Annotated in this window: 14 protein-coding genes; 5 read left to right on the forward strand and 9 right to left on the reverse strand. The window is 68.3% G+C overall.

The genetic code is table 11. The features are described from left to right. The gene (locus EVJ50_RS03125) at window positions 1-1,113 is read left to right on the forward strand and encodes a DUF3153 domain-containing protein (protein WP_191964849.1); all 1,113 of its coding nucleotides are present in this window, start codon (window positions 1-3) and stop codon (window positions 1,111-1,113) included. A 16-nt stretch (window positions 1,114-1,129) separates the two neighbouring features. Here EVJ50_RS03125 and priA read toward each other — a convergent pair whose 3' ends face one another. Then, the gene (gene priA, locus EVJ50_RS03130) at window positions 1,130-3,406 is read right to left on the reverse strand and encodes a primosomal protein N' (protein ID WP_150882321.1); all 2,277 of its coding nucleotides are present in this window, start codon (window positions 3,404-3,406) and stop codon (window positions 1,130-1,132) included. Between the two features lie 371 nt (window positions 3,407-3,777). Between priA and rpoD the strand changes: the two genes are divergently transcribed. Beyond that, complete coding sequence (gene rpoD, locus EVJ50_RS03135; RefSeq protein WP_150882322.1) at window positions 3,778-5,220, forward strand: RNA polymerase sigma factor RpoD; 1,443 nt, start codon at window positions 3,778-3,780, stop codon at window positions 5,218-5,220. Between the two features lie 92 nt (window positions 5,221-5,312). Further along, a complete protein-coding gene (hemC, locus tag EVJ50_RS03140; protein ID WP_150882323.1) occupies window positions 5,313-6,260 on the forward strand; it encodes a hydroxymethylbilane synthase in 948 nt (315 codons plus the stop codon). Window positions 6,261-6,264: 4 nt separating this feature from the next. On the opposite strand, the gene EVJ50_RS03145 is transcribed toward hemC, so the two are convergent. From EVJ50_RS03145 to EVJ50_RS03165, 5 genes are all read right to left on the reverse strand, one after another. Continuing rightward, window positions 6,265-6,888: a L,D-transpeptidase family protein gene (locus EVJ50_RS03145; RefSeq protein WP_225323051.1), complete on the reverse strand. Its 624-nt coding sequence runs from the start codon at window positions 6,886-6,888 to the stop codon at window positions 6,265-6,267. A gap of 67 nt (window positions 6,889-6,955) precedes the next feature. Further along, window positions 6,956-7,543, reverse strand: coding sequence for an inorganic diphosphatase (locus EVJ50_RS03150; protein ID WP_150882324.1), 588 nt, complete (start codon window positions 7,541-7,543; stop codon window positions 6,956-6,958). Window positions 7,544-7,635: 92 nt separating this feature from the next. Then, complete coding sequence (locus EVJ50_RS03155) at window positions 7,636-9,168, reverse strand: carboxypeptidase M32 (RefSeq protein WP_150882325.1); 1,533 nt, start codon at window positions 9,166-9,168, stop codon at window positions 7,636-7,638. Then, window positions 9,165-9,509, reverse strand: coding sequence for a thiol-disulfide oxidoreductase DCC family protein (locus EVJ50_RS03160; RefSeq protein ID WP_370455575.1), 345 nt, complete (start codon window positions 9,507-9,509; stop codon window positions 9,165-9,167). The genes EVJ50_RS03155 and EVJ50_RS03160 overlap by 4 nt, the downstream gene beginning before the upstream one ends. A gap of 68 nt (window positions 9,510-9,577) precedes the next feature. Continuing rightward, window positions 9,578-9,823, reverse strand: coding sequence for a hypothetical protein (locus EVJ50_RS03165; protein ID WP_191964850.1), 246 nt, complete (start codon window positions 9,821-9,823; stop codon window positions 9,578-9,580). 65 nt (window positions 9,824-9,888) lie between these two features. Between EVJ50_RS03165 and EVJ50_RS03170 the strand changes: the two genes are divergently transcribed. Next, window positions 9,889-10,344, forward strand: coding sequence for a secondary thiamine-phosphate synthase enzyme YjbQ (locus EVJ50_RS03170; protein ID WP_150882327.1), 456 nt, complete (start codon window positions 9,889-9,891; stop codon window positions 10,342-10,344). A gap of 49 nt (window positions 10,345-10,393) precedes the next feature. Next, window positions 10,394-10,681 (forward strand): 4a-hydroxytetrahydrobiopterin dehydratase, encoded by a 288-nt coding sequence (locus EVJ50_RS03175; RefSeq protein ID WP_150882328.1) that lies wholly within the window; start codon window positions 10,394-10,396, stop codon window positions 10,679-10,681. A 5-nt stretch (window positions 10,682-10,686) separates the two neighbouring features. Here the strand turns inward: EVJ50_RS03175 and EVJ50_RS03180 are convergent, their stop codons facing one another. From EVJ50_RS03180 to clpB, 3 genes are all read right to left on the reverse strand, one after another. Beyond that, window positions 10,687-11,163 (reverse strand): hypothetical protein, encoded by a 477-nt coding sequence (locus EVJ50_RS03180; protein ID WP_150882329.1) that lies wholly within the window; start codon window positions 11,161-11,163, stop codon window positions 10,687-10,689. Then, on the reverse strand, window positions 11,160-11,381 hold the full coding sequence (locus tag EVJ50_RS14855) for a DUF3721 domain-containing protein (protein WP_225323052.1): 222 nt from the start codon (window positions 11,379-11,381) through the stop codon (window positions 11,160-11,162). The genes EVJ50_RS03180 and EVJ50_RS14855 overlap by 4 nt, the downstream gene beginning before the upstream one ends. A 100-nt stretch (window positions 11,382-11,481) precedes the next feature. Beyond that, window positions 11,482-14,103, reverse strand: a complete 2,622-nt coding sequence (gene clpB / locus EVJ50_RS03190) for an ATP-dependent chaperone ClpB (protein ID WP_150882330.1) — start codon at window positions 14,101-14,103, stop codon at window positions 11,482-11,484. Between the last annotated feature and the right edge of the window lie 88 nt (window positions 14,104-14,191).

A 14,191-nucleotide genomic window follows, 5' to 3' on the forward strand; every position in this document is an offset into this window, starting at 1 on the left:
ATGGCCATACCGGAGCTGACGCCGCCGCGGCAGGCGATCGAGCGCGGGGATTACGGCCAGGCACTGCGTGCGCTGGAGGTCCTGGCGGACGGGCACCCCGTCAGCGGGATGGAGGGCACCCAGGTGCGGCTTCTGATGAGCACGGCCCTGATGGGTCTCGGGCGCAATGCCGAGGCGCTGGCGCAGGTCCGGCTCATCGCCCGCTGCGGCGATCGACGGCTGCGGGCGCGGGCGCGGGAGCTGGTCGCGATCCTCGAGGCACCGACGCTGGAGCGCCCGGCGGCCTGGTCGATGTCGCTGCCGGACCTGGCCGGTGTGGGCAGCCTCGAGGGCAGCGGCGGTGCGGTGCGGCGGCGGCGGCGTCCCGCACCACCGCCGCCGCCGCCACCACCGGTGGGAGCCACGCGGCTGCCGGTGGGCTTCGCCGTACTGGTGGCGGCCCTGCTGCTGGCCCTGACCGTTCTGCTCTCCGGCTGCGCGGAAGTGGAACTGGCGCTCGAGTTCGGGGGCCCGGGTCGGCTGCGGGTGCAGGAAACGCTGATCGCTCCGTCCCCGACCACGGTTCCCTGGCAGCGAGCGGTTCAGGAGGCCTGGAGTGAGCGGGGAGGCCGGCCGCACCGGTCGAGCGTGGATCGGGCGAGGGGCGGTGGCACGTCCGTGAGCCTGGACTCGGCGGTGCTGCCTCTGCCCGAGGCCACGGCCCTGGTGATGCGGAGTCTGGAGCAGACGGCCCAACGCCTGGGTGTCGTCCTGGCGCCGCCCGAGGTTTCCATCGAGGAGCGCAACTGGTGGATCGGAGTGGTGCAGAGAGGGCGGATCCGGCTGGACCTCGAACCCCTCGGACCGCTCCCCGGCTTCAATGCCTCCGTACGACTGGAGCCGCTCCCGCTCCGCGCTCTCCGGCAGGTGCAGGGAGATCCACCCACCTGGGACGGCCCAGCGTTGATCTGGCCGCTGCGGCTGGGCCAGATCAACGCCCTCGAATGGCGCTGCTGGCGCTGGAGCCCACTGGGGCTGGGCAGTCTGGTGATCGCCGCGCTTCTTGGAATCAGCCTGGCTCTGCGCCGGCTGCAGCTGCGTGCCGGAGGGGGCTATCCGGGTCTCCCCGCCTGAATCCGGCGCTCCGGGGTCAGAGCTCCTGGGGGTCCGGGTTGATCGTCAGCCCGATGCCCGATCCGATCAGCCCCCGCATCACGCTCTCGGCCGGCAGCGGCAGGGGGTCGGCTTCCGGCCCGTGCAGCAGCAGCTGCCAGCGACTGCGGCCCGCCACGCGGGCAACGGGGGCCGGGGCCGGACCGATCGCCAGCCAGCCGCGCTCACGCCAGTAGGGCTCCAGCCCCTCCGCCAGGGCCGTGGCAGCGGTGGCCGTGGCGGTGGCACCCAGGCCATGAACCTGCAGCAGGCAGGCACGGGCGAAGGGCACCAGGCCGGCGGCGCGGCGATGGCTCAGCTCCTCCTCCAGAAAGGGCTCATAGGCCCCCTCGACGAAGTGCCGCAGCACGGGATGGTCGGGGCTGTAGGTCTGAACGATCACCTCACCGGGACGCTCACCCCGGCCGGCCCGGCCCGCCAGCTGCAGCAGCAGCTGCAGACACTCCTCCCCCGAGCGGAGGTCGGGCCGATGCAGCAGTCCGTCGGCCGCCAGGACCACGGCCAGCGTCACCCGGGGCAGATCCATGCCCTTGGCCAGCATCTGCGTTCCGACCAGCACATCGGCTGCGCCGGAGGCAAAGGCGGTGAGCAGGCGGCGGTGGCCGTCGCGGCCCCGTGTGGTGTCGCGATCGAACCGCATCAGCCGCAGTCCCTCGATGTCCTCACCGAGCTCCTGCACCACCCGCTGCGTTCCGGCTCCGAAGGGCTTGAACGCCCGTGACCCGCAGGCCCTGCAGGCGGTGGGGCAGGGCTCGCGATGGCCGCACCAGTGGCAGCTCAGCCAGGCCGCACCGTCCGCGCGGCGATGGACCGTCAGGCTCACATCGCAGTGGGGACACTGCACCGCCGTTCCGCAGCTGCGGCAGCTCACGAAACTGCTGAAGCCCCGTCTGGGCACGAGGATCACCGCCTGATTCCCCGCCTCCCGGAGGCGCTCCAGCCGTTGCTTCAGGGCGCGGCTCACCAGGCGCCGATGACCGGCGGCGAGCTCGAGACGCATGTCCACCACGCGCACGGGAGGCAGGGGCCGGCTGTGCACCCGCCGCCGCAGCCGCGCCAGCCGCAGACCCCGGCCGCTGCGGCAGTCCCGCCAGCTCTCCAGCGACGGTGTCGCGCTGCCGAGGATCAGCCGGGCACCGCTCCGGCGGCAGCGCAGGCGGGCCAGCTCCCGGCAGTGGTAGCAGGGCATCGGAGCCTCCTGCTTGTAGGAGCGATCGTGCTCCTCATCCAGCACGATGAGGCCGGGACGGGGCAGCGGCAGAAAGATGGCCGAGCGGGTGCCGACCACCAGCAGGGGCCGGTCCGGCACCTGCCGGCGGCAGCGCTGCCAGGTGCGCACCCGCTGAGCGGGACTGCAGCCGCTGTGGTACTCGAGAACCCGATAACCGAAGCGCTGGCGGCAGCGATCGAGCAGCTGCGGCACCAGGCCGATCTCGGGGGCGAGCATCAGCACCGACTCGCCACGGGCCAGAACCGCCGCCGCAGCGCGGAGGTAGAGCTCGGTCTTGCCTGAGCCCGTCACCCCCCAGACCAGCAGGCCCTCTCCGGGGGCCAGGGCGTGAACGCTCTCCATCGCCCGCTGCTGCTCATCGGTCAGTTCCGGCAGGGACGCTCCCGCGTCCACCGCCTCTTGCTCCGCCGCTGCTGCACTGGCCGATGCGGTGTCTTGCGGACGGACCGTCACCAGCTCCCGCCGCTCGAGCGCCTGCACGACCGAACGGCTGAAGCCGTCGCCCGCTGTGATCTGGCGCAGGGGGCGCCCACCACCGTGTCGCCACAGCTGGGCGACCAGCTGCCCCTGCCGGACCGTGAGCGCGTGGTGCCCAACCCCCTCCGCCAGCTGCCGACCGCCCGGGGAGAGACGGACCATCAGCGGCTGACGCGGCCGACCATCGCTTCCGCCGGCCGCCGGCCGGGCGCGGCCGAGCCAACCAGGCGGGAGGGCCGCCCTCAGGGTGCGGAACAGGCTGCAGTGACACAACCGGGCCACATCCTGCAGCCAGCGCCACCAGTCCTCCTGCAGCACCCCGACTTCCTGCAGGGCATCAATGGTCCTGAGCCGGGCGATCTCCTGCCCGGATCCTGCGGGGCGTTCGGCCACCACCAGCCCACTGTGGCTGGCGCCCCGCAGCTGCACGCGCACCAGGTCTCCACGCCGGGCGGGTGTGTCGGGGTGGTTGCGGTAACTGAACACCCGGCCGTCGCGCCCGGCATGCAGCCAGACGTCCAGGACGGGCGAACTTGCAGCTGACAAAGCGAATGATTAAAATTTTGTGGTTGGGACATTCTTGGATCCGTCAGGAGCACCAGTTCAGCTCAGTCCAGCGGGAAGACACGAGACGACGAGACGGCCAGGCGCCCTTCTCTCTCCGGTCTGCGAACACCCCGGACAGCTGCCTGTACCTCCCGTCGCCCTCCGCGAGAGATCAATCGATCTCCTGCACCTTCCGCTGACCCGATTGTCGGTTCAGCTCCGCCTGCTTGTCATCCGCCCTGGCTCCGATTCCGGAACGTGGTCGTTCCCGGAGGCCATGGCTACAGAAGGTGTGGAAGGAGCCCGGGGGCACGGTTTCGGACATGACAGCACGCCCAATCGCTCCACCCGCTTCCTCAACGACTGCGTCCATGAGCCCTGCCGCCGCGAAGTCCAAGCCCGAGATCGTGATGCTCGCGCCACAAGGAGGAGAGCCCACCGAAGTGCCGGCCAAGGCGGCCGCCGCGGCAAGCACCACCAAGACGACCGGCGGCAGTCGGACGCGCAAGAGCACCGCCAAGTCGGCCGAGGGGTCCGCGTCCAAGACTGCTGCTGCCAAGAGCACAGCCGCCAAGACCCCTGCCGCGTCGGGGACCCGGAGCCGCGCTGCCTCCGGCGGCAGCAAGGCCAAGGCCGCGGGATCCGGCTCGACCGGGGCCGCCTCCGGCAAACGTGCCACCTCCAAGCGGACGACAGCCAAAGCGGCCGCGACCAAGGGTGCAGCCGAGACAGCGGCGACCACGGCACCATCAGCGAAGGCCGGCGGAGGCAAGGCTCCTGCCGCGAGCGCCGCGGCGCGTCCGGCCGCCACAGCTGAGGACAAGGCCAGCAAAGCCCTGGCAAGCATCAAGGTGGGGCCGAAGGGGGTCTACACCGAGGATTCCATCCGGGTCTATCTGCAGGAAATCGGTCGCATCCGCCTGCTGCGCCCGGATGAGGAGATCGAACTGGCGCGCAAGATCGCCGATCTCCTCCATCTGGAGGAACTGGCCGCCCAGTTTGAAAGCGACCACGACCACCTTCCCTCCAACAAGGAATGGGCGGCGCTCGTGGACATGCCACTGATCAAGTTCCGTCGGCGGCTGATGCTCGGTCGCCGGGCCAAGGAGAAGATGGTGCAATCCAACCTGCGATTGGTTGTCTCGATTGCCAAGAAATACATGAATCGTGGTCTGTCCTTCCAGGACCTGATCCAGGAAGGCAGCCTCGGGCTGATCCGTGCCGCTGAGAAATTCGATCACGAAAAAGGGTACAAGTTCTCCACCTACGCCACCTGGTGGATTCGGCAGGCCATCACCCGTGCGATCGCAGACCAGAGCCGCACAATCCGGCTTCCTGTTCACCTCTACGAAACCATCTCCCGCATCAAGAAGACCACGAAGGTCCTCAGCCAGGAGTTCGGCCGCAAACCGACAGAAGAGGAGATCGCTGAAAGCATGGAGATGACGATCGAGAAGCTGCGTTTCATCGCCAAGAGCGCGCAACTTCCCATCTCTCTGGAAACGCCCATCGGCAAGGAGGAGGATTCACGCCTCGGCGACTTCATCGAAGCCGACATTGAGAACCCCGAGCAGGATGTGGCCAAGAACCTCCTGCGCGAGGATCTTGAGGGCGTTCTCGCCACCCTCAGCCCCCGTGAACGCGATGTTCTCCGGCTCCGTTACGGCCTGGATGACGGTCGCATGAAGACCCTTGAGGAGATCGGGCAGATCTTTGATGTGACCCGTGAGCGCATTCGTCAGATCGAGGCCAAAGCTCTTCGCAAACTGCGGCATCCCAACCGCAACGGGGTTCTGAAGGAGTACATCAAATAAGCTCCTGTTTCGGATCGGCGCTGAACTTCGGGGTCAGCGGCTGCGTATTGTGAGCTCCGTTCCGGTCAGCCTCAGGCTGCAGCGCCGATCCGATGGCCCCCGCAACCCTGCGCATCGCGTCCCGTCGTAGTCGTCTGGCCATGGTCCAGGCCGAATGGGTGCGCGACACGCTTCAGGCCGCCCGCCCGGATCTGACGATCACGATCGAAGCGATGGCCACCCAGGGTGACAAGATCCTGGATGTGGCGCTGGCCAAAATCGGTGACAAGGGGCTGTTCACAAAGGAACTGGAAGCCCAGATGCTGGTGAACCGCGCCGACATCGCCGTTCACAGCCTCAAGGATCTCCCCACACAGCTGCCTGACGGCCTGATGCTGGGTTGCATCACGGAACGGGAGGATCCGGCCGATGCCCTGGTGGTGCACGAGAAGCACAGGGATCAGACCCTCACCAGCCTGCCGGACGGAGCGGTGATCGGAACCAGTTCCCTGCGCCGCCTGGCTCAGCTGCGCCATCGGTTCCCGCACTTCCGCTTCAAGGATGTGCGCGGCAATGTGATCACACGCCTGGAGAAGCTCGACAGCGGCGAGTTCGATGCCCTGATCCTCGCGGCGGCGGGGCTGACCAGGCTTGGCCTGGCCGAGCGGATCCACGAAACCATCGATCCCTCCATCAGCCTCCACGCCGTGGGCCAGGGAGCCCTCGGCATCGAGTGCCGCTCCGGCGATGACAGCATCCTGGAGACCATCCGCCTGCTTCAGCACGAACCCACCAGCCAGCGCTGCCTGGCTGAGCGCAGCTTTCTGAGAGCGCTGGAAGGGGGCTGTCAGGTGCCGATCGGCGTGAACAGCCGCATCGATGGAGCGGATGTGACCCTCACGGGGATGGTGGCCAGCGTGGATGGCACCCGGCTGTTGCGGGATGAGGTCAGTGGCCCCACCACGGATCCCGAGGCGGTGGGCATCGAGCTGGCGACTCGCCTGAGGCAGCAGGGCGCCGGCGAGATCCTGGCCGAGATCTTCGCCGAAGCCCGCGCCTGACCCCTCAGGGCTGAATCACGATCGGCGTGCCGATGTCGACCAGGTCGAACAGACGGCGCACGTGGTCGTGCTTCATGCGAACGCAGCCGTTGGTGACGGCGGCGCGGGTGTTGACCCAGTGGGGCCAGGGTGTGCCGTGGATGCCGAACTGGTTCGGGCCGCTCTGCAGGAAGCCGAGCCAGCGGTCTCCCAGTGGGCTGGAGGGGCCGATGGTGGGGTTGACCTTGCCCGAACTGGTGCTCTGGTACTGCGGATTCACCACCTTGTTCTCGATCCGGAAGGTGCCGGTGGGGGTGGGCGTTCTGGGATCACCGATGGCGACGGGCCATGAGCCCTGCTTCACACCATCGCGGAGCACCGCGATCTGACGGTCGCTCAGATCGAGCAGGATGCTGACCGCAGGCACCGGCTCCTCCTGAACCGCTTCCGAGCCGCTGCCCTCCGTCAGGGTTGAGGGGGAGGTCTGAAGGGCCGTGTCCGTGTCGCCGGCGCCTTCTGCGGGGAGCGCCTGGGGAGCGCCGGCCTCATCAGCGGCACTGCCGCCCGGTGAGGCCGCCATGGCCGGCACCACCCCGGCCAGGAGGGAACCGGCGGCAAGAACGGTGCATGCCTGAAGCAGCCTGATCACAGCGTCGCCTTGGAATTGCGGCGGGATTCTAAGGGCACTGCAGCGGCAGAGCCGCCGGACGAGCGGCTCAGTCGACCACGGTGGGGGCGATGGTCTCGGCGTAGCGCGCCTCGCAGGCCTTGATGATGCTGATGGCCTTCTCGACGCCGAAGAAACCGTTCACGGTGCAGGTGCCGGGCTTCTTGAGGTCCTTGTAGTGCTCCCAGTAGTACTGGGTCTCCTTGAGCCAGTGGGCACCCAGCTCTTCATAACTGCTGATGTGATCCATGCGTTTGTCATCGGCCAGCACGGCGATCACCTTGTCGTCCACCTCACCCCCGTCATCGAAGGTCATCACCCCGATGATGCGGGCCTCAACCACGGAGCCGGGCACCAGCGGTTCACTCACGCCGACGATTTCGATGTCGAGCGGATCGCCATCCTCATCCCACGTTCCGGGAATGCAGCCGTAGGCGAAGGGGTAGGCCAGCGAGGCGTAGCCCACGCGGTCGAGCTTGAGATGGCCGGTCTCGGTGATCAGCTCGTACTTGTTGATCGTTCCGGAGTTGAGTTCAACGATTGTGTTCAACCTCAGCTCGCCCTCATCGGCAAAGGCGGGAAGCACATGCAGCAGGTTGGGCATGCTGCGGCTCGGAGCCCTGTCGACGTTGGCCATGGGGGGTGATGACAACCATTTCGGGCCGGAATCCTACGGGGCAGGGCTGTCCGCCTCCGTCTGCGGCCAGCCGCGCTCAACCGTCGGCCACCTCAGCGGTCGCTGCTCAGCAGCCGCTCCAGCTTCCCGCTCAGGTGACGGAGAAACGCTGTGGCCTCCAGGGGTCTGCCGCTGACCTGCTGCACCAGTTGCTCCCCATTGACCCGTCGTCCGAGCGGGTGCACGTGGTGGCGCAACCAGGAGAGGATGCGCGCGTCTTCTCCCCGTTCGATCAGGGCTTCGGTGCCGGCACCGAGCTCCGCTTCCATCGCCTCGCTCAGCTGAGCGCTGATCAGATGACCGAGGGCGTAGGAGGGGAAGTAGCCGAACAGGCCCTCGGCCCAGTGGATGTCCTGCAGGCAGCCCTGGGCATCCGATGGCGGCGTGATCCCCAGCAGCTCGCTGCTGCGCCGGTTCCAGCGCTCGGGCAGCTCCTCCACCGGCAGATCCTGCTCGAGCAGAGCGCGTTCCAGTTCGAAGCGGAGCACGATGTGCAGGCAGTAGCCGAGCTCGCCGCTCTCCACCCGGATCAGGCCGGGATGGAGCGGATTGAGGCTGCGCCACAGCCCGCCCGGGCTCTCCCACGGGTCCGCCCCCAGACCCTCCACGAGAGGCCGGTGCCAGCGGCGTGCGAACGCCTCGCTGCGGGCGACGCGGCACTCCCAGAACAGGGCCTGGGATTCGTGCACGCCCATCGACGTGGCCTGACCCAGGGGCCAGGGCGCGTCCTGCTCGTCGCTGTGGGGCAGACCCTGCTCGTAGAGGGAATGGCCCCATTCGTGCGCGGTGGCCAGCAGTGAGGCCATGGGCTGATCGGGGACGATCCGGGTGGTGATCCGGAAGTCCGCCGGGCCGAGGGTGCTGGAGAACGGGTGGGCTGAGAGGGCCCGGCTGCAACGGGAGGGGTCATAGCCCCAGCCCCGGAGCAGATCGCGGCAGAGCCGCTCCTGCAGGTCGGCCGGCAGCGCCGGAGCGGCGGTCTCCGCCGCCCGGGACCGGGCCCGCTCCAGCAGCGCCGGCAGCTGATCCAGCAGAGGCGTGAACAGCTGCTCCAGCCGCGGTGCCCGCACATCGGGCTCGAAGGGCTGGGCAAGGATCTCCCAGCAGCCGTTCGCCCCGGGCTCGGCGGAGGCGAGCTGTCGGGCCTGCTCCCGCCTCAGCTCGATCAGAGTGGTGAGGGCGGGCGCGAAGAGCCGGAAGCTGTTGCGCCGCCGGGCCTCCTGCCAGATCGACGACCCCCGGACCCTGGCCTCGGCGATCCGCACCACCAGCGCTGGATCCTGAGCCCGCTGCCTTTCGTACTCCCGCCGCAGCAGCAGCAGGGTGCGTCCCAGGTCCGGAGAGGCCCCAGCCTGCTCGGCCAGCTCCGATTCGGCAGCGGCGAGCAGGTCGCCGTAGCCCTCACTGCTCTGGCGTTGATGGAGCTGCTCGGCCAGCAGGGCCAGCTGTTCGCCACGCCAGTCGCTGCCGGCAGGCGGCATCGCCGTCTGCTGGTCGTAGCTGAGGGTGTTGCTGATCGAGCGGAGCAGACGGGTGCGATGCAGGTGGCCGCGAAGCTCGCTGAAGGCGGAGCTCTCGGCGCTCATGACGGAATCCGGCAGCGCTCGTCGCAGAGCTGATCAAGGCTGGGCCGGCCCGTCAGACGCAGACGCCAGCCGGCCCAGAGGCTGTAGAGCCGATCGCAGAGGCCCCGCAGCAGGGGCCAGGTGCTGGGCGCGTAGATCCAGCCGCGCTCCACCAGCTGATAGGCCCGCCGGAAGACGGCCAGCCCGGAGAGCACCTCCCCATCGGCACCGATCCCGTGGATGGTGGCCATCGCCTGGCGGTAGGTGATGCCGGCATGGTCCTCAGGCCGGTAGGACGGTGCGGCGATGTCGACGAAGCACAGGCGCCCCCGGCCGCCGTCGCGGCGTTCCAGCCAGCGCACCTCCCTCAGGCAGAGCGGGCAGCCTCCATCGAAAAGCAGTGTGAGGTCGGGCTGGGATGGTGGGCTGATCACTTCCGGCGGCAGTATCCACCCCCCACGTTCATCCATCCCTGGGGGCAACCGTGGCCCTGGCGCGGGGCGACGGTGTAGGTCATGACCCCGAGGGTGCTGCACTTGCCGTTGGCCGTGTCCACGTAGCCCATGGGGCAGGCCTGCTTGAGCTTGGGCACCACGCGCTGAGCCAGGGCTGGCTGCGCCAGGGTCAGGCCCACAACAGCCAGCAGGAGCGGAGGGGCTGGGATGAGCCGGGCCATGCTCCCGTGATCGGATCGCCGCCATTCTGGCGCTGGCGTGACACGGCACCGGAGGGCACCCACCCATGCGGCAACTGTTCGAGGACCTGACGATCGCAACGGGAGCCAGGGGCTTCCACGACCTGACGCCCACCCTGCGGCGGCATCTGGCCGCTAGCGGACTGCGGGAGGGGCTGGTGCAGATCAGCTGCCTGCACACCAGCTGCTCACTCACGGTCAACGAGAACGCCGATCCCCGCGTGCGGGCCGATCTCGAGGCCCACTTCCGGGCCCTCGTGCCCGAGGCGGGTTCCCGCCCGATCAGTGGCGAGGGCGCCCTCAGGCCCTATTCCCATGCCGACGAGGGCCCGGACGACATGCCGGCCCACCTGCGGACTGCCCTTACCGCGACCAGCCTCGGGCTCTCCTTCCGGGAGGGGCGGCTGCTGCTGGGCACCTGGCAGGCGGTCTACCTCTGGGAACACCGTGACCAGAGCGGCCTGAGGCGCCGGCTGACCCTGCACTGGCTGGGAGAGGACTGAGCCTGATCTCCGGCTGGGAGACTGGGTCAGTCCGCATCTTGACGCATTCATGGCTGCCGAGCCCCTCACCGCCGATGCGATTGCCGCCCTGCCCCAGGCCCTGCCGGGATGGGAGCTCAAGGAGGGCAAGCTGCACCGGGAGCTGCGCTTCTCCTCCTTCGTAACCGCCTTCGGGTTCATGGCCCAGGTGGCCCTGCTGGCCGAGAGCCTGGGCCACCATCCCGAATGGAGCAACGTCTACAACCGGGTGGTGATCGATCTCACCACCCACGACTGCGGCGGGCTGTCGTCACTCGATCGGGAACTGGCTGAGCGCATCAACGCCCTGCTGCCCTGAGGGGCTCACTCCGGGTGCTCGCTGCAGGGCATCCAGAAGTTGCCCATCCGGTGCACCCCCTCGCATCCGATCTCGAGGGCCCGCTGCTCCGCTTCCGCCCGGGTCGGGTAGGCGAGGGTGTTGGCCGATCCGCCGTCGCTGGTCGCCCCTCCTTGCGCTGCGCCATGGCCGCCGTGGTGGTGGGCCCCGTGACCGGCACCCGCCGGGCTCCAGGTCCAGACGCCCATGGTGGTCCAGCCGGCGGCGAGCACGCCCATGCCCACCACGGCGGCATTGATCACACCCATGGCCACCACCCCCACGGACACGACCCCCATCGGCACCACGCCGATGGTGATCACCCCCATCGGCACGATGCCGATCGAGATGAAGCCCAGGGGAGCGATCCCGATCGCCACACGCCTCGGGGAACTGCCGCAGTGGCCGGCGGTGGAGGGTTCCGCGGTTTGTTCAGGCTGATCGGTCGGCACGGTGCTGCTCATTCCATCCCCGTGTGCTCGGAGTGGGCAGCACAGGGCATCCACTGGTTGCCCATGCGGTGGGCACCGGTGCAGCCGAAGGACGGTGCCGCTCGCTCCGCATCCTCACGGCGATCGAACAGGGCCTGCATCGGCTTGCCGTTCCGATGGCCCTCGCCGCTGAAGACAGGAGTCGGAAGGCCGGCGGCAGCGCCGGCCAGCAGGGCGGCCGTGGTGGCCACGGCCCGGATCAGCGTGGAGCGCTGGTGAGGGTGCAGGCGGGTCAGGGGGGTGCGGCCGCTGGGGCAACCGGATCACGAAGACAAACCCTATGGCCTGAACTCACACCCCGTCCGGCGCCGACACCGCCTGTCCGCTGCTGATGGCGAGGCGTTCGTTGTCGACCCTGGCGGAGACGAAGCCGCCCTCGCTGACGCTGCCCGCGAGGATCGCCTTGGCGATCGGGGTCTCCAGTTCGCGCTGGATCGCCCGCTTGAGCGGCCGGGCGCCATAGACCGGGTCGTAGCCGGCTGAGGCCAGCCAGTCGAGCGCCTCTCCGTTGAGCTCCAGGCCGAGATGGCGCTGCTCGAGCCGGCGACGCAGCCGTTCCACCTGCAACTCCACGATCTGGCGCAGTTCGTTGCCGCGCAGGCTGTGGAAGATGATCTTCTCATCCAGGCGGTTGAGGAATTCCGGTCGGAAGTGGCTGCGCAGCGCATCATTCACGCGCCGCTCCATCTCACCGTGGCGGTTGTCATCGCCGGCCAGATCGAGGATCGACTGGCTACCGATGTTGCTGGTGAGGATCAGAACGGTGTTGGTGAAATCCACCGTGCGTCCCTGCCCGTCGGTCACCCGACCATCGTCGAGGATCTGGAGCATCACGTTGAACACATCCGCGTGGGCCTTCTCCACCTCGTCGAAGAGGATCACGGCATAGGGCCTGCGCCGGATCGCTTCCGTGAGCTGACCGCCGGCCTCATACCCCACGTAGCCCGGAGGCGCACCGATCAGCCGGCTGACAGCGTGCTTCTCCATGTATTCGCTCATGTCGAAGCGCACGAGGGCGTCGTCACTGTCGAACAGCTGGGCCGCCAGGGCCTTGCTGAGCTCGGTCTTGCCCACCCCCGTGGGACCGAGGAACAGGAAGGAGGCGATCGGACGATTGGGGTCGGACAGGCCGGCCCGTGAGCGCTGGATCGCATCGCTGACCGAGCGCACGGCCTCCTCCTGGCCAATGACGCGCTCGTGCAGCTGGTCCTCCAGCTGGAGCAGCTTCTCCATCTCCGACTGAACGAGTCGTGCCACCGGGATGCCGGTCCACTTGGCGATCACCTCGGCGATGTCCTCTTCGGTGACCTCCTCCCGCAGCAGGGATTTCTCACCCCCCTCGGCGGCCGAGAGCGCCGCTTCCTTGTCGGCCAGCTGCTTCTGCAGGCCGGCCAGCGTGCCGTATTCGAGCTCGGCGGCCTTGTTGAGGTCGTAGCTCCGCTTGGCCTGCTCCACCTGCAGCTGGACCCGCTCGATCTCCTCCTTGAGGGTGGAGAGCTCATCGATGGCCCCCCGTTCCTGTTGCCACTGGGCATTGAGGGCGCTCTGCTGCTCGGAGAGCTCAGCCAGCTCCCGTTCGAGCCGTTCGAGCCGTTCGCGGCTGGCGGAGTCCGATTCACGGCCGAGGGAGAGCTTCTCCATCTCCAGCTGCAGAATCTTGCGGTCGATCTCATCGATCTCCTCCGGCTTGGAGGTGATCTCCATCTTCAGCCGGGCGGCCGATTCGTCGACCAGATCGATGGCCTTGTCGGGCAGGAAGCGATCCGCGATGTAGCGGTTGCTGAGCATCGCCGCCGCCACCAGGGCGTTGTCGGCGATGCGCACGCCGTGGTGCACCTCATAGCGCTCCTTGAGGCCGCGCAGGATCGAGATCGTGTCCTCCACGCTGGGCTGATCGACGAAGACCTGCTGAAAGCGCCGCTCGAGAGCCGGGTCCTTTTCGATGTGCTGGCGGTGCTCATCGAGGGTGGTGGCACCGATGCAGCGCAGCTCGCCGCGGGCCAGCATCGGCTTGAGCAGATTGCTGGCGTCCATGGCACCGCCGGTGGCACCGGCGCCCACCACGGTGTGGATCTCATCGATGAATAGAACGATCTGACCGTCGCTGGCGGTGACCTCCTTGAGCACCGCCTTGAGGCGTTCCTCGAATTCACCTCGGTACTTGGCTCCAGCGATCAGGGCCCCCATGTCGAGGGCGATCAGCTGACGGTTCTGCAGCGCCTGGGGCACATCGCCGTTGACGATCCGCTGCGCCAGACCCTCCACGATCGCGGTCTTGCCGACGCCGGGTTCACCGATCAGCACGGGATTGTTCTTCGTGCGGCGGGAGAGGATCTGAATCGTGCGCCGGATCTCCTCATCCCGGCCGATCACGGGGTCGAGTTTCCCATCACGGGCGGCGGCCGTGAGATCCCGGCCGTATTTCTCCAGCGACTCGTAGGTGCCTTCCGGGTTCTGGTCGGTCACCTTCTGGCTGCCGCGCACCGCCTCGATCGCCCGCCGGAGCCCAGCCACATCCGCACCGCTCTGGCTGAGAAGACGCCGGCCGCAGCGATCGTCCTCCGCCAGGGCCAGCAGCAGGTGCTCGATGGAGATGTAGTGGTCCTCGTAGCGCTGCTTGAGCGCATCGGCACGATCCAGAGTGCTGCTGAGGGCACTGCCGAGATAGACGCTCTCCGGTGGTGTGGCCAGTGATGGCTGCTGCCGAAGGTGCTGATCCAGTTGCTCCTGCAGCGTGGCAACGGAGGCTCCGGCCTTGTCGAGGATGCGCCCCGCCAGGCCCTGTTGCTCGAGCAGAGCCAGCAGCAGATGCTCGGTTTCCATCTGCTGGTGACGCCTCTGTTGCGCCAGTTGCTGCGACGCCACGATGGACGCCCAGGCCTTTTCGGTGAACTGCTCGGCGGTGGGATTCATCGGGACGCTCTCCTGACAACGCTGGTGAAACGACCGTATGGCTGGTGTCCGGCCATGCCCAGTCGGGTTGGCCGATCCGCTCCGGTGG

The organism is Synechococcus sp. RSCCF101, assembly GCF_008807075.1.
GTDB lineage: Bacteria > Cyanobacteriota > Cyanobacteriia > PCC-6307 > Cyanobiaceae > RSCCF101.

Excerpts from the sequence above, each read along its gene's own strand:
- EVJ50_RS03125 (WP_191964849.1), top strand. The coding sequence starts at position 1 with ATGGCCATACCGGAGCTGACGCCGCCGCGGCAGGCGATCGAGCGCGGG.
- rpoD (WP_150882322.1), top strand. The coding sequence starts at position 3,778 with ATGAGCCCTGCCGCCGCGAAGTCCAAGCCCGAGATCGTGATGCTCGCG.
- hemC (WP_150882323.1), top strand. The coding sequence starts at position 5,313 with ATGGCCCCCGCAACCCTGCGCATCGCGTCCCGTCGTAGTCGTCTGGCC.
- EVJ50_RS03150 (WP_150882324.1), bottom strand. The coding sequence starts at position 7,543 with ATGGCCAACGTCGACAGGGCTCCGAGCCGCAGCATGCCCAACCTGCTG.
- EVJ50_RS03155 (WP_150882325.1), bottom strand. The coding sequence starts at position 9,168 with ATGAGCGCCGAGAGCTCCGCCTTCAGCGAGCTTCGCGGCCACCTGCAT.
- EVJ50_RS03165 (WP_191964850.1), bottom strand. The coding sequence starts at position 9,823 with ATGGCCCGGCTCATCCCAGCCCCTCCGCTCCTGCTGGCTGTTGTGGGC.
- EVJ50_RS03170 (WP_150882327.1), top strand. The coding sequence starts at position 9,889 with ATGCGGCAACTGTTCGAGGACCTGACGATCGCAACGGGAGCCAGGGGC.
- EVJ50_RS03175 (WP_150882328.1), top strand. The coding sequence starts at position 10,394 with ATGGCTGCCGAGCCCCTCACCGCCGATGCGATTGCCGCCCTGCCCCAG.
- EVJ50_RS03180 (WP_150882329.1), bottom strand. The coding sequence starts at position 11,163 with ATGAGCAGCACCGTGCCGACCGATCAGCCTGAACAAACCGCGGAACCC.
- clpB (WP_150882330.1), bottom strand. The coding sequence starts at position 14,103 with ATGAATCCCACCGCCGAGCAGTTCACCGAAAAGGCCTGGGCGTCCATC.